The following is a 16,314-nucleotide window of genomic DNA, read 5'->3' on the forward strand; positions in this document are numbered from 1 at the left end:
CCGCGCGCTGTGGCCGCGCGGGCAGGATACGTTGAAGCGGCTTATGCAATTACAGGATATGTTGTTCTCCCAGGGCTTCGGGATTCGCCGGGTCTGCTCGGGCCTGGTCCAGCAGGGCTGGGTGGAACTGTGGAATGAAGAGGCCCAGGACTGGGACAAGGTGCAGGACTCGATGCTGGATGTCCAGCCCGAGGGGCTGCGTTTTCGCGTGCAGGGCCAGGAGTGGCAATACCAGGCCCTGGGCTATGTGATGCTGCACAAGCCGGCGGGCACGGAATGCTCGCAAAAGCCGTCCGCCCATCCCAGCATCTACACCTTGCTGCCCGCACCGCTGCGTCAGCGGCCCAACAAGGGCGCGATCCAGGGGCTGCAGGCCGTGGGCCGGCTGGACCAGGATACGACGGGCCTGCTGCTGCTCAGCGACGACGGCCAGTTCATACACCGCATGACCTCGCCCAAGAAGCATGTGGCCAAGGTCTACCGCGTGACGACCAAGCACGCGCTGGACGAAAAGCAGCTCCAGCGCCTGCTGGCTGGCGTGGTCCTCGATGATGACCCCAAGCCGGTCAAGGCTGCGGCCTGCGAGATCGTGGACAGCCATGTGCTGGATCTGACGCTGACCGAGGGCAAGTACCACCAGGTCAAGCGCATGCTGGCAGCGGTGAGCAATCGCGTCGAGGGCCTGCACCGCTGGAAGATCGGGGAGCTGGAGCTACCCGCCGATCTCGCCCCCGGTGAATGGCGCTGGCTTTCGGCCGGGGACTTGCTCAAGCTCAAGCCTTCGAAATGAAATATAGGAGCTGGTAGCGCTTGCTGCTCCTGCATTTCAGCTGGATTCAGTGCTGAAATTGGCTACTGGCAAGTGCTAGCAGCTATCAAAATATGATCTCAGCGTTTGCCGGGCTTGTCGATGGAGGCGCTCCAGCGATCGCCCCAGCCGCTTTGGCGCGCCTCGTCGATCTGGCGACGGTCGCGCTTGGTGGGCCGGCCTTCGTGCGCACGCGCAATCGTCTGGGCGGGCTCGGGGGCCAGGCGGCGCTGCTCGCTGAGCAGGGCGCGCTGGGCCAGGCTCTCGGCGGTTTCCTCATACAGCGCCTGGGCCATGGGTGCGGGGCCGCGCATGCCGCAAAGGCCGCGTATGACCACGGTGCGCGGCATCTGGCCCTGGCGCAGCGCCACGGTGTCGCCGCAGCGCACCTCGCGCGCAGGCTTGACGGGCTGGCCATTGACGCTCACGCGGCCCTTGCCGATTTCCTCCACGGCCAGGCTGCGCGTCTTGTAAAAGCGTGCGCACCACAGCCATTTGTCCAGTCGCATGGATTCGATTTCGCTCATGGGTAGATTGTGCTCCTGGGCGCAAGGGGTGGAGATCGTCACGAGGGTTGGTCATGCGCCCCGCCGTGCGCGGACGGCAGGGGCAGGATGACCTGGGCGTCCAGCCCGCAGATCTGGCCTTGCTCGTGGAGGTTGCGCAGCTCGATGCTGCCGCCCAGGGCCTGCACGATCTCCTGACAGATGGCCAGACCCAGGCCGGAGCCGCTGCGCTCGTTGCCGGCCGAAAACGGCTGGAACAGCCGCTGGGCGAGCTCGCCATCGATGCCCGGGCCGCTGTCCTGAATGCTGAGCAGGGCCTGGCTGCCTGCGCGGTGCACGCCTATGTGCAAGCGCCCTCCCCTGGGCGTGTGGCGTATGGCGTTGTGCAGCAGATTGCGCGCCAGCTCTCGCAGCATCCACTCATGGGCAGGAACGAGACAGGGGTCGGTGCTGATGGAAAAATCCATGCCGCGTTCGCCGATCAGGGGAGAGAGCTCGATGGCAATGTCGCGCACGATGTCGTCAAGGGCGTTGAGTGCCGCAGGCGCGCTCTGGACACTGCCCTCCTGGCGCAACTGCTCGACCTTGGCCAGGGCCAGCATCTGGTTGGCCAGGCGCGCAGCCCTCTCGACGGTGCTGCCGATCTCCTCGAACGCCTGCTGGGGCGGCAGGTCGCCGCGCTGGGCCGATTGCAGCTGGGCCTTGAGCACGGCCAGCGGTGTGCGCAGTTGATGCGAAGCGTCACGCACAAAGCGCTTCTGGTCGGACAGCAACTGGCGCAGGCGCTGCATGTGCTGATTGGTGGCCTCGAGCAGGGGCTGAATTTCGCTGGGCGCAGCCGGTGCAGACAAGGGATTGAGATCGCCTTGGGGGCGTGCGCGCAAATCGGCGCTGAGCTGGCGCACGGGCTGGGTGGAGCGCTGCACGGCCGCAACCACGATGAGGGCGATGGCCGCCAGCAGCAAGGCCTGGCGTGCCAGCGTATTGCGCAGAATCTGCAGGGCCAGGGTCTCGCGCAGCTCCAGGGTCTCCGCGACCTGGATCACGGCCATGCCCCGCCCATGGGCGCTGGACACCGGCTGCAGCAGCACGGCCACACGCACCGGCAGGCCGCGAAACTCGTCATCATAGAAATCCACCAGGGCGGCGTAGGGTGGGCGCTGGGGAATGCGGCCATGCCACATGGGCAGCTCGGCAAAGCCCGAGATCAGCGCTCCGCTCATCGCGGAGACGCGGTAGTACATGCGGCTTTGGTTGTCGGCCTCGAAGATTTCCAGCGCCGAATAAGGAACGATGGCACGCAGCTTGGCCGCTTCATCGAAGCCCTGCACATCGAGCTGCTCGCTGATGCTCTTGGCCGAGGCCAGCAGCGTGCGGTCATAAGCCGTGTGCAGCGATGCCAGGGTTTGCTGGTGCTGGCTCCAGGTATTGAAGCCGATGAAGAGCATCACGGGCAGCAAAATGCCCAGCAGCAACTGGCGTCGCAAAGACCAGGGCTTGCGTCGGGGCGAAGCGGTGCGTGGCTTCATGCACTCGTCATGCGCTTGCGGTCTTGATCAGATAGCCGAGGCCGCGCAGCGTGACCAGCTCCACGCCCGTGCCTGCGAGCTTTTTGCGCAGGCGGTAGACCACGACCTCCACGGCCTCGTACTGCACATCGGATTCGCCGGGAAAGACCAGCGAAAACAGCCTTTCCTTGGCCACCGCATGTCCGGGGCGGGCCAGAAGAGCGCGCAGCAAGGCCTGCTCGCGCGGAGTCAGCTCCAGCACGCTGTCGTGCAGATAAAAGGCGCCGCTTTGCTTGTCCAGTCGCAAAGGGCCCAGGCTCATGCTCTCGGCATCGGGCCTGGTGGTGAAGCTGTCCAGGCTTCTGCGCTGCAGGGCACGCAGCCGGGCTTCGAGCTCGTCAAGGTCAAAGGGCTTGGCCAGATAGTCATCCGCGCCCGCGTTCAGGCCGAGCACGCGGTCGCCCACGGTGCCGCGCGCCGTGAGGATCAGCACCGGGGTGCGCAGGCCGTGGCTGCGCGCCTGCTCCAGCACCTGCAGGCCGTCGAGGCCGGGCAGGCTCAGATCCAGCACCACGGCATCGGGCTCGCGCGCCAGCCACTGGCTCAGGGCCTCGGGGCCGTCGGCCGCCGTGCTCACCTGTATGCCACGCCGCATCAGCGTGCGCTGCAAGGTGGTGCGCATCGCAGAGTCGTCTTCAACAAGCAGCAATTGCATGGCGCGTACGTTATCACCGGCAAGCCAGGGCCGGGCCCGGGGAGCGAAGCTCTAGGGATATCCCTAGACTCCTGGACAGCTGTTTGACAGCTGGGCTGTCGATGATCAAAAGCCTAACAACACAAGGACGACAAGCATGCGCCGTGATACCTTTTTGAAATCGCTGGCCGCCCTCGCGGCAGCGGGATCGCTGCCGCTCTCGGCCCAGGCCGCCGCCGCTGTGAAGATGATGCTGCCGGCCAACCCCGGCGGCGGTTGGGACACCACGGGCCGCGCCCTGGGCAAGGCCTTGCAGGATGCAGCCCAGGCCTCTTCCGTGACCTACGAGAACAAGGGCGGCGCGGCCGGCGCCATAGGGCTTGCGCAGTTCGTCAACGGCAGCAAGGGCGATGCGAATGCCATGATGGTCATGGGGGCCGTCATGCTGGGCGGCATCATCACGGGCAAGCCGCCTGTGAGCCTGAGCCAGGCCACGCCGCTCACGCGCCTGACCAGCGAGTACAACGTCTTCGTGCTGCCCGCGAACTCGCCTTACAAGAACATGGCCGAGGTCATCGCCCAACTCAAGAAGGATCCGGGCTCGATCAAGTGGGGTGGCGGCTCGCGCGGCTCCACCGAGCATATTGCGGCGGCCATGATTGCACGCGAGGTCGGCGTCGACCCCGGCAAGATCAACTATGTGGCCTTCCGGGGGGGCGGAGAGGCGATCTCGGCCATTCTCGGGGGCAATGTCACCATCGGCGGCAGCGGCTATAGCGAGTTCGCCGAATACATCGCCACCGGCAAGATGAAGCCCATTGGCGTGACTTCGGCCCAGCGCCTCAAGGGCCTGGACACGCCCACGCTCAAGGAGCAGGGCATCAACGTGGAAATCGGCAACTGGCGTGGTGTGTACGGCGCACCGGGCCTGAGCAAGCCCCAGCGCGATGCCTTGATTGCCATGATTGAAAAGGCCACCAAGAGCAAGGCCTGGGCCGAAGCCCTGGACAAGAACGGCTGGACTCCGGCCTGGCTCGCCGGCGACGCGTTTGCGAGCTTTGTGGACCAGGAGTTCGCGAGCCTGCGCGCCACCATGGTCAAGTCCGGCATGGTCTGATTCTGTCGCCGGAGCTTGCGGGGGAAGGCCTTGCGCGCGCCTTGCCCCGCTCCCAGCGGCTTTCAGGTGGATGCCCGCGAGGGCTTTCGCGCAAGAGCCGCCCGGCTTTTACGCCGCACCGTCCTTCCCTTTTCTGATGCCTGCAAAGGCCCGGGCGTCCAGCCCGGGCATTCCGTCAGGAGCCATTTATGCCCGAACCCTGTGCATCTTCCATTCCTGCAGCTGACGCTGCCTCGCAGATACCCAGCTGCGTGCCTTCGGCGCGCGCCCAGACCATTGTGGGAGCAGGCGTGCTGCTCGTGGCCCTGGGCCTGGGGGCCGGTGCGCTGCAGATCTCGGCCGATGCCGGTTACGGCGGTGTCGGCCCCAACTTTCTGCCCTGGCTGTGCACCGTGGTGCTGGCGCTGTGCGGCGCCTGGCTGGTATGGGAGGCAAGGTCCGGCGGGTTTCGCGAAGCGGCCGACCCGGGCGGCCAGCCACGTGCGGATCTGGGCGCCGGTGTCTGGGTCTCCGCAGGCCTGCTGAGCAATGCCGCCCTCATAGGCACGCTGGGCTTCATCCTGAGCTGCACGCTGTGCTATGTGCTGGCCGTGCAAGGACTGCGCCGCGCGGCCCATCAACCCCAGGCAGGTTCGCCCGTCACCTGGCTCAAGGATGTGATCACCGGCCTCGTCATCTCGGCCCCCGTGTTCTGGACCTTCACGCAATTTCTGGCGATCAATCTGCCAGGCCTTACCGAAACAGGGTGGCTGTAATGGAAATCTTTGACGCCTTGCTCGCGGGCTTTGCGACGGCCTTGACCGTCAGCAACCTGCTGTGGGCCCTGGTCGGCTGCGCTTTGGGAACCGCCGTGGGCGTGCTTCCCGGTATTGGTCCGGCCGTGGCCGTGGCCATGCTGCTGCCGATCACGGCCAAGGTCGAGGTCACGGCCTCCATGATCTTCTTCGCCGGCATTTATTACGGCGCCATGTATGGCGGATCGACAACCTCCATCTTGCTCAACACCCCTGGCGAGACGGCCTCCATGGTCACGGCCATGGAGGGCAACAAGATGGCCAAGAGCGGCCGGGCCGGCGCGGCGCTGGCCACCTCGGCCATAGGCTCGTTTGTCGCCGGCACCGTGGCCACCGTCGTGGTCACGCTGTTTGCGCCGTCGGTGGCCGAGTTTGCGGTCAAGCTCGGTCCGCCCGAATACTTCATGCTCATGGTGCTGGCCTTCACCACCGTGAGCGCGGTGCTGGGGCAAAGCGCATTGCGCGGCATGACGGCGCTGTTCCTGGGCCTGGCCCTGGGCTGCGTGGGCATGGACCAGATCTCGGGAGCGGCGCGCTACAGCATGGGCCGGATGGAATTGCTCGACGGCATAGACATCGTGCTGGTGGCCGTGGGCCTGTTTGCCGTGGCCGAAGTGTTGCACGCAGCGCTGTATGAAGGCCGTGTCTCGGAGACGCAAAACAGGATGGGCCGCGTGCACATGACGGCTCGCGACTGGAGGCGCTCGTGGCCAGCCTGGTTGCGCGGCACGGCCATAGGTGCACCGTTCGGCTGCATTCCTGCAGGCGGCACCGAAATCCCGACCTTTCTGAGCTATGCCACCGAGAAAAAGCTGGCCAAGGGAGAGGACAGGGCCGAGTTCGGCACCCGGGGCGCCATCGAAGGCGTGGCAGGCCCCGAAGCCGCAAACAATGCCACAGTGACGGCTGCGCTGATTCCTCTTCTGACCCTGGGCATACCCACGAGCAACACCACGGCCGTGCTGCTCGGGGCTTTTCAAAACTATGGCATCAACCCCGGCCCTCAATTGTTCAGCTCGTCCGCAGCACTGGTCTGGGCCTTGATTGCCTCGCTCTACATCGGCAATCTCATGCTGCTGGTGCTCAACCTGCCCATGGTCGGCCTGTGGGTCAAGCTGCTCAAGATTCCTCGCCCCCAGCTTTATGCCGGTATCTTGATCTTTGCCACGGTGGGCGCTTACGGAATGCGGCAGAGTGCGTTCGATCTGTTCCTGCTCTATGGCATAGGCGTGCTGGGCGTGATCATGCGGCGCTTTGACTTTCCCACGGCTCCCGTGGTGGTCGGCATGATTCTCGGCCCGCTCGCAGAAGCGCAGATGCGCAATGCCGTGGCCATAGGCGAGGGCAGCTGGATGATCTTCTTGCAGCGTCCCATGTCGTTGACCCTGGTCGTCATCGTGCTGGCGGTGCTGATCGTGCCGCGTGTGCTCAAGCGCATGTCGTCGAAAGCATCACCCGGCTCGGCCCCTGCCTGATATGACGTTTGCTAGCCTGCCCGACGGATGCAAAACATGGTGTTCCCGGGCGCTTAAAGCGTGTTCACGATTGCGCTCCAACGCGGCAGCGTAGAGATCGTGAACACGTTCTTACGGCCCCTGTCGAAAGACAGGGGCTTTTTTGCTGCCCCGGCTGCACCCCAAGACAAAAAACTGCCCCCTTTGGGGGCAGCAGTCACACGCAAGCGGACAACACCAATCCATAGTCCACCCTGCGGGGACTGGCTCAATGCCTGATCAGGTGATCGAACGCCGACAGCGCAGCCGTGGCGCCTGCGCCTGCGGCGATGATGATCTGCTTGTAGGGCACATTCGTGCAGTCGCCTGCCGCAAACACGCCGGGCACATTGGTATGGCCCTTGGCATCGATCACGATCTCGCCAAAGCGCGAAAGCTCCACCGTGCCCTTGAGCCAGTCGGTATTGGGCAGCAGGCCGATCTGCACGAAGATGCCTTCGAGCGCCACGGTCTTGGTCTCATCGTTCGTGCGGTCCTTGTAGGTCAGGCCCGTCACCTTCTTGCCATCGCCGTTGACCTCGGTGGTCTGGGCATTGAGGATGACGCTCACGTTCGGCAGGCTGCGCAGCTTTTTCTGCAGCACGGCATCGGCCTTGAGTTCGGCTGCGAACTCCAGCACCGTCACATGTTTGACCAGGCCGGCCAGGTCGATCGCAGCTTCCACACCCGAGTTGCCGCCGCCGATCACGGCCACGTCCTTGCCCTTGAACAGCGGGCCGTCGCAGTGAGGGCAGTAGGTCACGCCCTTGGTGCGGTAGGTGTCCTCGCCGGGCACGTTCATGTTGCGCCAGCGCGCACCCGTCGAGAGGATCACGGTCTTGGACCTGAGCTTGGCACCGGACTCGGTCTGCACCTCGATCAGGCCGCCCTCCTCGCTGGCAGGAATCAGCTTGGCTGCAGTCTGCAGGTTCATGATGTCCACTTCATAGTCGCGCACATGACGCTCCATGGCAGCAGCCAGTTGCGGCCCTTCGGTCTTGGAGACGGAGATGAAGTTCTCGATGTCCACGGTGTCCAGCACCTGGCCGCCCAGGCGCTCGGCAGCCACGCCGGTGCGTATGCCCTTGCGTGCCGCGTAGATCGCCGCTGCGGCGCCAGCAGGGCCACCGCCCACGACGAGCACGTCGAAGGCTTGCTTGGCGGAGATCTTCTCGGCCTCTCGGGCAGCTGCGCCGGTATCGACCTTGGCCACGATCTCGGCCAGCTCCATGCGCCCCTGGCCGAAGCGCTCGCCGTTCACAAAGACCGTGGGCACGCCCATCACGCCGCGCTCTTCGACTTCCTTCTGGAACAGGCCACCGTCGATTGCCGTATGGCTGATCTTGGGGTTGAGCACGGACATCAGGTTCAGGGCCTGAACCACGTCGGGACAGTTATGGCAGGACAGCGAGTAGAAGGTCTCGAAGTGCAGGGGCACATCGATGTTGCGCACCTGTTCGAGCAGCTCCGCAGCCTCCTTGGAAGGATGGCCGCCGACCTGCAGCAAGGCCAGTACCAGCGAGGTGAACTCATGACCCAGAGGCACGCCTGCAAAGCGCAGGCCCGTGTCCTCGCCGGGGTTGGTGATCAGGAACGAGGGCTTGCGCACATCAGCCTCGTTGCTCTCGACCACGGTGATCTTGTCGCTGAGCTCGCGGATCTCCAGCAGCAGCTCCTTGAGCTCGCGCGCACCTTCGCTGTCATCCAGCGCAGCCACCAGCTCCACGGGACGCTGCAGGCGCTCCAGATAGGCCTTGAGTTGGGCTTTCAGGTTGTTGTCGAGCATGTCGGAACTCCTTCTTGGTATGCAAAATTCTGGATAAAAAAAGCCCGGGCGCCAGGCACCCGGGCGTCTTCAACAGTTGTTCTATTGTGGTTGTCTTAGCTGAGCCAAGCTTTTGGCGCCGCACACAAAACCGGCACGGCCAAAAAACAAAAGGCAGCAAGCAAGGACTGCCCCTTTGCTGAGGCTGTCGTCCCCCCTCCAGGGGGGAAGCCGCTCAGCGGCTCAGGGGATCTTTAGATCTTGCCGACCAGGTCCAGCGAAGGAGCCAGGGTCTTGGCGCCTTCTTCCCACTTGGCGGGGCAGACTTCGCCGGGGTGGTTGCGAACGTACTGGGCAGCCTTGACCTTGCGCAGCAGGTCGGCAGCGTTGCGGCCAATGCCTTCGGCCGTGATTTCCATGGCCTGGATCACGCCATCGGGATCGACGATGAAGGTGGCACGGTCGGCCAGGCCCTGACCTTCGCGCAGGCAGTCGAAGTTCTGGCTGATCTGCCAGGTCTGGTCGCCCAGCATGGTGTACTTGATCTTGCGGATGGTGTCCGAAGCGTCGTGCCATGCCTTGTGCACGAAGTGCGTATCGGTGGACACGGAGTAGACCTCCACGCCCAGCTTTTGCAGCTCGTCATAGTGGTCGGCCACGTCGCCAAGCTCGGTGGGGCACACAAAGGTGAAGTCGGCAGGGTAGAAGAAGAACACGGCCCACTTGCCCAGCACGTCTTTTTCGGTCACTTCAATGAACTTGCCGTTTTTGAAGGCTTGCGTTGCGAAGGGCTTGATAGTGGTGTTAAGCACGGACATTGACGTTTCCTTTGTTGAGTGAATCAATTGAACAGACTCAAGTGTAGGTTTCCCCAATCAATTGATCCAATTGATTGATGGAATCAAATCGATTGATAAAAACTAAAACTCAAACCTCTCATTCATCTGCGCCACAGCTGTCTCCAGCCCGGACAGAAGAGACTATTTTGGGCCGAATTCACATATTGCAAGCATTGCCCATGGCGGACATGTCTGCCATCAGCCCACCTCCCGGGCTTGGAAGCAGGTTTGCGGGCTCATGAATGCCACCCAGCCTGAAGACCATGAACACGTTCTCGACCCAGCGATTTGCGAACGAGAACGCACCTTATATGCAACTAATCCGGCAAAGCAAGGGTTTTCATGAGGCCGAGCAAACCCACGGGATAATCGTCGACGCGTACCCATCAAAAAAGGAGCCCCCATGAAAGGCGATACACAGGCCATAGCCTGGCTGCAAGCCCAGCTCAAGAACGAGCTCACTGCCATCAACCAGTACTTTCTGCACTACCGCATGTACAAGCACTGGGGCTTGGACAAGCTCGCAAAGAAGGAATACAAGGAGTCGATCGGCGAGATGAAGCACGCCGACTGGCTCATGGACCGCATCTTCATGCTCGACGGCCTGCCCAACCTGCAGGACCTGGGCAAGCTGCAGATCGGCGAGGATGTGCCCGAAGCCCTGGCCTGCGACCTGCGCCTGGAGCTCGCATCCCAGCAGACCATCAAGGAAGGCATGGCCCATTGCGAAAGCGTGCGCGACTATGTCTCGCGCGATCTGCTGCAGAAGATCCTGGACGACACCGAGGAGCACATCGACTACCTGGAAACCCAGATCGAGCTCATAGAAAAGGTCGGCGTGCAGAACTATCTGCAGTCCCAGATGGGCGAGGACTCCTAGGGCAAAGATTCGTAGAACGCAGCTCTTCGAGCGTTCCCCTGCCTGCTACCTTCAAAGCCTTGTGACGGCCTCCATCACAAGGCTTTGAAGGTAGCAGGCACCAGGATGCTCAGCGTCTGCCATCGGGCGCGCAGCTGTCGCCTTCACAGGCGCTGCAGCCGCCGCAGCCGCCTCCTTTGGGTGCCAGCGCCGGATGCAGTCGTCCAGCCCTCTGACGCCAGGCCATGGGCAGATAGCGCCACAGCAAGAACGCTGCGGCCAAGATCACGATGATGCCGACAATGATGTTCTGCCACATGCAAACGCCCTCCCTATCCGGCCCCCAGGGCCAGGGCCACGCGGTAAGTGATGAAGCTGGCCAGATAGGCCAGGCCAAACAGGTAGGCCGTCATCAGCAGCGGATAGCGCCAGCCATTGGTCTCGCGCTTGACGGCCGCGAGTGTGGATATGCACTGCGGCGCAAACACGAACCAGGCCAGCAGCGACAAGGCCGTGGCCAGCGACCAGCTGTTCGCGATCAAAGGGCCGAGCTGCTCGGCCATGGCCTCTTCGCTTGCGGCCGACAGCGCATACACCGTGCCAAGCGCACTTACCGCGACCTCGCGCGCAGCCATGCCCGGCACCAGCGCAATGGCGATCTGCCAGTTAAAGCCAATGGGCGCCAGCAAGGGCTCTAGCCAGTTGCCGATGCGGCCTGCGAAGCTGTAGCGAATCGCGGCCTCGGTCGCACCGTCCGGCGGTGCAGGATATGTGGCCAGAAACCACAGCACGATGCTCACGGCCAGGATGATGCCGCCCACGCGGCGCAGAAAGATCAAGGCCCTCTCCCACAGCCCCAGGGCCAGGCTGCGCGGACTGGGCCAGCGGTAAGTCGGCAGCTCCATGAGCAGCGGCGTAGGCCCGGCGCTGCGTCCCATGAGCTTGGCAACGCCCGCGACGGCCAGCGCGCTGAGAATGCCGCCCGCATACAGTCCGAACATGACCAGGCCCTGCAGATTGAACCAGCCCACATCCTGGCGCGGCACAAAGGCGGCGATGATCAGCGTGTAGACCGGCAGGCGGGCCGAACAGGTCATCAGCGGCGCGATCATGATGGTCACCAGCCGGTCGCGCCAGCTGGTAATGGAGCGCGTTGCCATGATGCCGGGTATGGCGCAGGCAAAGCTCGAAAGCAAGGGAATGAAGGAACGCCCCGACAGGCCCACGCGGCCCATGAGCCGGTCCAGCAGGAAAGCCGCACGCGGCAGATAGCCCGAGTCCTCCAGCGCGAGGATGAAGAGAAACAGGATCAGGATCTGCGGCAGGAACACCAGCACGCTGCCAGCGCCGGCAATCATGCCGTCGGCGATCAGGCTGCCGAGCATGCCTTCGGGCAGGCTGCGCGCGACCAGGGCCGAGAGCTGGGACATGCCGCCCTCTATGCCCTCCATCAATGGCTCGGCCCAGCTGAACACAGCCTGGAACATGAGCAGCAGCGTGGCCGCCAGCAGCAGCATGCCCCATAGAGGGTGCAGAACCACGGCATCGATGCGGTCGTCGCGCCGCGTATCCACCTGGGGCTCGTTCACGCACCTGGACACGATGGCGGCCACTTTCTGGTGCAGGGCCATGACCTGGGCACGTGCATCGCCGTCCTGCGCGTAGGTCTTGTCGCCCGCAGGCGCAGGAGGTGCAAGCCGGCCTGGGTCCAGGGCGTCGAGCCAGGCCAGGATCTCGCCTGCCCCGCCCTCGCGCACCCCCACCGAGGCCAGCACAGGCATGCCGAGTTCGCGCTCGAGGGCCTGACGGTCGATCTCTATGCCCTGGCGCTGCGCCATATCGCTCATGTTGAGCACCAGCACCATGGGCAAGCCCAGTTGCCGGGCTTCCAGCACCAGGCGCAGATTCAGGCGCAAGTGCGTGGCATCGGTCACGCAGACCAGGAGCTCGGGCGGCGCCTCACTCGCATGCCGGCCCGAGACGATGTCGCGCGTGATGCGCTCATCCTCGCTGTGCGCATGCAGGCTGTAGGTTCCCGGCAGGTCGAGCACGCGAACGCGGCGGCCGCTGCCCGTGCTCAGCCAGCCTTCCTTGCGCTCCACGGTCACGCCTGCGTAGTTCGCAACCTTCTGGCGCGCGCCCGTAAGCAGATTGAACAATGCGGTCTTGCCGCAATTGGGATTGCCCAAAAGCGCAAGGCGCAGCACGCCGGCATCGGCGGATCGTCCCAGGGGCTGCAGGACTTGCTCCTGTGCGCTCATGCCTTCTCCCCGTTGAAAACACCAGGGCGGACCCGAACCAGGGCCGCCTCGTGCCGACGCAGCGCAAACGTGGCCTGACCTATGCGCACGGCCAGGGGATCGCGCGCGGGAAAGCCCGCAGCCACGATGCTCACGGGCTCGCCCGGCAAAAAGCCGATTTCCATGAGCCGCAGCACAAGCTCCTGCTGCCCGGCATTCGCCGCCTCGTTCAGACCCACGACATGGGCAGGCGTGGCGCCAGGCAAGGCATCGAGATTGAGGGTGGGCAGCTGATCGGAAATCCTGCCTTCGGGCTGTGCCGGGCCTTGGCGTGCGTGGTCTGGATGCATGGTTGTTTTCAACTGATTTTTATTCTCATCCTTCTCATTTTCACTGAAACCCAACCTTGAGCAAAGCTCATGGTATTAGGAGAATGCGCGCCCATTTCCCGCGTCCCAGACTGGGTTTTCACGGCACTTGCTTTGCTTTTTATCACCGGGCTACCCCCGCCCTCAGAGCGTGTTCACAGTCATACGCAAGTGGACAAACGTGGAGCCTTGTTTTGCGCCCCGCACCCTGCACAAAAAAATCTGTGAACCCAGGTCTGAGACAGGCCCCGGCCGCCGCAAAATGCGCTCTGGCCCGTTTTGCCAGCCCCACCCATGTCTCATCCCTGCCTCAGTTGCGGCGCCTGCTGCGCCTCGTTCCGCGTGGACTGCTCCGTCCACGAATCCGACGAACATGGAGGCCGGGTTCCTGCAGGCCTTCTGGAAGAGGTGAATGCGCATGTGTGCCGCATGCGCGGCACGGACTGGGCCAGGCCGCGTTGTGCGGCCCTGGTCGGCGAGGTCGGGAAACAGGCGCGTTGCGGCATCTACGAGTGGCGCCCCTCGCCCTGCCGCGAATTCGAGGCCGCCAGCGATGCCTGCAACCGTGTACGCCAGCGCCATGGGCTGGCTCCGCTGGACGGGTTGATTTTCTGATGCAGCGCAATGGCTGCGCTCTTTTCCGGCGCAGTTCAAACCGCAGCCCCTGCTTTTCAGCCGCCAGCAGGTCTGGCTCGCGTCCGACTCCGAAGCAGGCACAGCTTGTGTTACCTTTCCGGGGTTTTTCAGCCGCCTGCCCCCAGGAGCCCTGCCCCAAAAAACCGCTTAGCCATGGCAAACCGCCTGCGATTCATGCCTTTGAGTGCCTCTTTTTCCTCCAGATCTGTTTTCGTCGCTGCCCTGCGCCCCCTGGCCCTGTACGCTCTCCTGCTGAGTGCGGGCCTGCACCAGGCAGTGGCCGAGCAGCCTGCGCCCGGGCTCAGCTTCTCGCAGGCCAGGCAGACCCTGATGGAGCGCTCGGACCAGTTGGCCGCCTCGGCCAAGGCCGTGGAAAGCGCCAGACTGCGCCGCCAGGGCAATGAAGGGCTGGGTGGGCCCCAGGTGATGCTGTCGGGCCGGGGCTATCACTATTCGATGAACGCCGATATCAGCCTGGACCCCGCGCGCAACGCGCTGGACGGCATGGGCGGCATGCTGCCCCCGCCCCTGGGCCAGGCTGTTCCCTCGCTGCCCTATTTCCCCGACAACTACGATCTGCAGCACAAGAAGACCACGGGCTCGGCCAGCATGCTCATGCTCTGGCCGGTCTATATGGGCGGCTTCTCCAATGCCGTGCGCCAGGGGCTGGATGCCGCAACCGACGAAGCCCAGTCGGAAGCCGACGGTAGCAACTACAGCCTGCAGACCCAGCTCGTGCAGCGCTACTTCGGCGCCCAGCTCGCCGAGCGTGCGGCCAGGCTGCGCGAGGACGCCGTGCAGGGCATTCGCGAGCACGATACGGCCGCGCAAAGCATGCTCAAGGCCGGCGTGATCTCCCAGCTGGAGCGCCTGCAGGCCGCAGCCGCCCTGGCCGATGCCCGGCAACAGGCAAGCAAGGCGCGCGATGATGCGCATCTGGCAGCCACGGCCCTGGCGCGCAGCCTCAAGGAACACCAGCCCCTGCGGCCCAGCACGCCGCTGTTCGTGAACAGCAAGCCCCTGCCGCCGCTGCAGGACTTCATCACTGCCGCCGAGGCCGGTCACCCGGCGCTGGGCAAGGTCGCGGCCAAGCAGCGTCAGGCCGAATCCATGCACGACGCGCAGGAAGCCTTGCGCAAGCCCCAGTTGCTGGCCTTTGGCTCGCGCGACCTCAACACCAGTGGCAAGGCCAACTGGGTTGCCGGCCTGACCGTGCGCTGGACGCTGTGGAGCAGCACGGACCGCGACACCCTGGCCGCAGCCTCGCAAAGCAAGATCGACCAGGTACGCCTGCTCGATGCCCAGGCACGCACCGACATCGGGCTGCTGGTGGAAAAGAACTGGCTTGCCGTGTCCCAGGCCCAGAGCCAGTACCAGGCGCAGCAGGCCCAGGAGGATCTGGCACGCGAGCTGCTGCGCCTGCGCAAGGCCGCGCTCAAGGAGGGCACGGGCACGACCCTGGAGCTCATCGACGCCCAGCTCAATCTGGCCAAGGTGCTGACCCAGCGCGCCGAGCAGGCCAACCAGTATGTCCAGGCCCTGGCGGCCCTGCTCGAGAGCAGCGGCCGCAGCCAGGAATTCGAGAACTACATGGCCCAGGCCGATATCCAGATTTCTTCATCAGTACCATGAGCACAGACAAGTCTCAGCCTTCGCAGGACAAATCCGCAGCCCCGGACGTCCCGGCCTCTTCTGCGCCGCCCTCCGCATCGCGCAAGCGCCTGCTCGCGGCAGCCGCCGGCCTGGCCGTGCTGGGCTTTGTGGCCTGGGGCTTCTGGCGCGCGGCCCAGCCCGCGCCGCTGTACTTCCAGGGCCAGATGGAGGCGCATGAGGTCGATGTCGCACCCAAGGTCACGGCCCGTATCGCCAAGGTGCTGGTGACCGAGGGACAGCAGATCAAGCCTGGCGACCTGCTCGTGGAGATGGACAGTCCCGAAGTCCGCGCCAAGCTGGCTCAGGCCCAGGCAGCACGCGACGCGGCCCAGGCCGTGGCCGACAAGGCCGAGGCCGGGGCCCGCCCCGAAGAGGTCAGCATGGCGCGCCTGAGCTGGCAGCGCGCCCAGGCCGCAGCCGATCTGGCCCAGACCTCGCTGCGCCGCGTGCAAAGTCTCTACGACCAGGGACTGGTCTCGGCCCAGAAGCGCGACGAGGCCGAAACCAACTGGCGCGCCTCGCGCGATCAGGCCCTGGCCGCCAAGGCCCAGTACGACATGGCGGCCTCGGGTGCGCGCCGCGAAGACAAGAGCGCGGCCGCCGCCCAGGCACGCCAGGTGCAAGGCGTGGTCGCCGAAGTCGAGGCCGCCCAGGCCGAGACCGAATTGCGCAGCCCCGTGGGCGGCGAGATCACCCAGGTCATGGCCAAGCAGGGCGAACTCTCTCCCCAGGGCGTGGCCGTGGTCACCGTGGTCGATTTGAGCGACCAGTGGGTGGTGCTCAATGTGCGCGAGGAGCAGCTGGCGCGCTTTGCCAAGGGCAGCCGCTTCACGGGCCGGCTGCCGGCCCTGGACAACCGCGAAGCCAGCTTCGAGGTCTACTACCTGGGGGTGCTGCCCGACTTTGCGACCTGGCGTGCAACGCGCGCAGGCCAGGGATTTGACGCGCGCACCTTCGAAGTGCGCGCCCGTCCGGCCGAAGCCATAGACGGCGCACGCCCCGGCATGAGCGTGGTCGTGGAAGGCGCCAGGTAA

Annotated in this window: 16 protein-coding genes; 8 read left to right on the top strand and 8 right to left on the bottom strand. The window is 64.6% G+C overall.

The genetic code is table 11. The annotated features are described in order from the left end of the window. Positions 1-43: 43 nt before the first annotated feature. Positions 44-790 carry a 16S rRNA pseudouridine(516) synthase gene (locus G486_RS0101135; protein ID WP_027013871.1) on the top strand — a complete coding sequence of 249 codons (747 nt, stop codon included), beginning with the start codon at positions 44-46 and terminating at the stop codon, positions 788-790. Positions 791-888: 98 nt separating this feature from the next. Here the strand turns inward: G486_RS0101135 and G486_RS0101140 are convergent, their stop codons facing one another. From G486_RS0101140 to G486_RS0101150, 3 genes are read right to left on the bottom strand one after another with little or no spacing between them, the layout of a single operon-like run. Further along, complete coding sequence (locus G486_RS0101140; protein WP_027013872.1) at positions 889-1,335, bottom strand: RNA-binding S4 domain-containing protein; 447 nt, start codon at positions 1,333-1,335, stop codon at positions 889-891. A gap of 38 nt (positions 1,336-1,373) precedes the next feature. Beyond that, a complete protein-coding gene (locus tag G486_RS0101145) occupies positions 1,374-2,843 on the bottom strand; it encodes a sensor histidine kinase (RefSeq protein WP_027013873.1) in 1,470 nt (489 codons plus the stop codon). Between the two features lie 7 nt (positions 2,844-2,850). Further along, positions 2,851-3,537: a response regulator transcription factor gene (locus tag G486_RS0101150; RefSeq protein WP_027013874.1), complete on the bottom strand. Its 687-nt coding sequence runs from the start codon at positions 3,535-3,537 to the stop codon at positions 2,851-2,853. Positions 3,538-3,673: 136 nt separating this feature from the next. Here G486_RS0101150 and G486_RS0101155 point away from each other — a divergent pair, with 136 nt between their 5' ends. The 3 genes from G486_RS0101155 (at position 3,674) to G486_RS0101165 (ending at position 6,902) form a co-directional block, all read left to right on the top strand. Continuing rightward, positions 3,674-4,633 carry a Bug family tripartite tricarboxylate transporter substrate binding protein gene (locus tag G486_RS0101155; RefSeq protein ID WP_027013875.1) on the top strand — a complete coding sequence of 320 codons (960 nt, stop codon included), beginning with the start codon at positions 3,674-3,676 and terminating at the stop codon, positions 4,631-4,633. 188 nt (positions 4,634-4,821) lie between these two features. Beyond that, positions 4,822-5,388: a tripartite tricarboxylate transporter TctB family protein gene (locus G486_RS0101160; protein ID WP_034386230.1), complete on the top strand. Its 567-nt coding sequence runs from the start codon at positions 4,822-4,824 to the stop codon at positions 5,386-5,388. After that, the gene (locus G486_RS0101165; RefSeq protein WP_027013877.1) at positions 5,388-6,902 is read left to right on the top strand and encodes a tripartite tricarboxylate transporter permease; all 1,515 of its coding nucleotides are present in this window, start codon (positions 5,388-5,390) and stop codon (positions 6,900-6,902) included. Before G486_RS0101160 ends, G486_RS0101165 begins: the two co-directional genes overlap by 1 nt. A gap of 247 nt (positions 6,903-7,149) precedes the next feature. On the opposite strand, the gene ahpF is transcribed toward G486_RS0101165, so the two are convergent. Both ahpF and ahpC read right to left on the bottom strand, forming a co-directional pair. Continuing rightward, positions 7,150-8,706: an alkyl hydroperoxide reductase subunit F gene (gene ahpF, locus G486_RS0101170; RefSeq protein ID WP_027013878.1), complete on the bottom strand. Its 1,557-nt coding sequence runs from the start codon at positions 8,704-8,706 to the stop codon at positions 7,150-7,152. A 233-nt stretch (positions 8,707-8,939) separates the two neighbouring features. Next, positions 8,940-9,503, bottom strand: coding sequence for an alkyl hydroperoxide reductase subunit C (gene ahpC, locus G486_RS0101175; RefSeq protein ID WP_027013879.1), 564 nt, complete (start codon positions 9,501-9,503; stop codon positions 8,940-8,942). 424 nt (positions 9,504-9,927) lie between these two features. Between ahpC and bfr the strand changes: the two genes are divergently transcribed. Further along, complete coding sequence (bfr, locus tag G486_RS0101185) at positions 9,928-10,404, top strand: bacterioferritin (RefSeq protein ID WP_027013880.1); 477 nt, start codon at positions 9,928-9,930, stop codon at positions 10,402-10,404. A gap of 109 nt (positions 10,405-10,513) precedes the next feature. On the opposite strand, the gene G486_RS0101190 is transcribed toward bfr, so the two are convergent. Genes G486_RS0101190 through G486_RS0101200 form a run of 3 tightly spaced genes read right to left on the bottom strand, consistent with a single transcriptional unit; the run spans position 10,514 to position 12,973 of the window. Then, positions 10,514-10,702, bottom strand: coding sequence for a hypothetical protein (locus G486_RS0101190; protein ID WP_027013881.1), 189 nt, complete (start codon positions 10,700-10,702; stop codon positions 10,514-10,516). Positions 10,703-10,715: 13 nt separating this feature from the next. Continuing rightward, the gene (feoB, locus tag G486_RS0101195; RefSeq protein ID WP_027013882.1) at positions 10,716-12,644 is read right to left on the bottom strand and encodes a ferrous iron transporter B; all 1,929 of its coding nucleotides are present in this window, start codon (positions 12,642-12,644) and stop codon (positions 10,716-10,718) included. Then, positions 12,641-12,973, bottom strand: a complete 333-nt coding sequence (locus tag G486_RS0101200) for a FeoA family protein (protein WP_084454952.1) — start codon at positions 12,971-12,973, stop codon at positions 12,641-12,643. Before G486_RS0101200 ends, feoB begins: the two co-directional genes overlap by 4 nt. A gap of 312 nt (positions 12,974-13,285) precedes the next feature. Here G486_RS0101200 and G486_RS0101205 point away from each other — a divergent pair, with 312 nt between their 5' ends. From G486_RS0101205 to G486_RS0101215, 3 genes are all read left to right on the top strand, one after another. Further along, on the top strand, positions 13,286-13,606 hold the full coding sequence (locus G486_RS0101205) for a YkgJ family cysteine cluster protein (RefSeq protein WP_027013884.1): 321 nt from the start codon (positions 13,286-13,288) through the stop codon (positions 13,604-13,606). 201 nt (positions 13,607-13,807) lie between these two features. Continuing rightward, complete coding sequence (locus G486_RS0101210; RefSeq protein WP_027013885.1) at positions 13,808-15,259, top strand: TolC family protein; 1,452 nt, start codon at positions 13,808-13,810, stop codon at positions 15,257-15,259. Then, positions 15,256-16,314, top strand: a complete 1,059-nt coding sequence (locus G486_RS0101215) for an HlyD family secretion protein (protein WP_027013886.1) — start codon at positions 15,256-15,258, stop codon at positions 16,312-16,314. Before G486_RS0101210 ends, G486_RS0101215 begins: the two co-directional genes overlap by 4 nt.

The sequence above is a fragment of the Comamonas composti DSM 21721 genome, from assembly GCF_000429845.1.
GTDB classification, from domain to species: domain Bacteria; phylum Pseudomonadota; class Gammaproteobacteria; order Burkholderiales; family Burkholderiaceae_C; genus Comamonas; species Comamonas composti.

Coding starts and splice junctions, on each gene's coding strand:
- G486_RS0101135 (WP_027013871.1), top strand. CDS start 44: ATGCAATTACAGGATATGTTGTTCTCCCAGGGCTTCGGGATTCGCCGG.
- G486_RS0101140 (WP_027013872.1), bottom strand. CDS start 1,335: ATGAGCGAAATCGAATCCATGCGACTGGACAAATGGCTGTGGTGCGCA.
- G486_RS0101145 (WP_027013873.1), bottom strand. CDS start 2,843: ATGAAGCCACGCACCGCTTCGCCCCGACGCAAGCCCTGGTCTTTGCGA.
- G486_RS0101150 (WP_027013874.1), bottom strand. CDS start 3,537: ATGCAATTGCTGCTTGTTGAAGACGACTCTGCGATGCGCACCACCTTG.
- G486_RS0101155 (WP_027013875.1), top strand. CDS start 3,674: ATGCGCCGTGATACCTTTTTGAAATCGCTGGCCGCCCTCGCGGCAGCG.
- G486_RS0101160 (WP_034386230.1), top strand. CDS start 4,822: ATGCCCGAACCCTGTGCATCTTCCATTCCTGCAGCTGACGCTGCCTCG.
- G486_RS0101165 (WP_027013877.1), top strand. CDS start 5,388: ATGGAAATCTTTGACGCCTTGCTCGCGGGCTTTGCGACGGCCTTGACC.
- ahpF (WP_027013878.1), bottom strand. CDS start 8,706: ATGCTCGACAACAACCTGAAAGCCCAACTCAAGGCCTATCTGGAGCGC.
- ahpC (WP_027013879.1), bottom strand. CDS start 9,503: ATGTCCGTGCTTAACACCACTATCAAGCCCTTCGCAACGCAAGCCTTC.
- bfr (WP_027013880.1), top strand. CDS start 9,928: ATGAAAGGCGATACACAGGCCATAGCCTGGCTGCAAGCCCAGCTCAAG.
- G486_RS0101190 (WP_027013881.1), bottom strand. CDS start 10,702: ATGTGGCAGAACATCATTGTCGGCATCATCGTGATCTTGGCCGCAGCG.
- feoB (WP_027013882.1), bottom strand. CDS start 12,644: ATGAGCGCACAGGAGCAAGTCCTGCAGCCCCTGGGACGATCCGCCGAT.
- G486_RS0101200 (WP_084454952.1), bottom strand. CDS start 12,973: ATGCATCCAGACCACGCACGCCAAGGCCCGGCACAGCCCGAAGGCAGG.
- G486_RS0101205 (WP_027013884.1), top strand. CDS start 13,286: ATGTCTCATCCCTGCCTCAGTTGCGGCGCCTGCTGCGCCTCGTTCCGC.
- G486_RS0101215 (WP_027013886.1), top strand. CDS start 15,256: ATGAGCACAGACAAGTCTCAGCCTTCGCAGGACAAATCCGCAGCCCCG.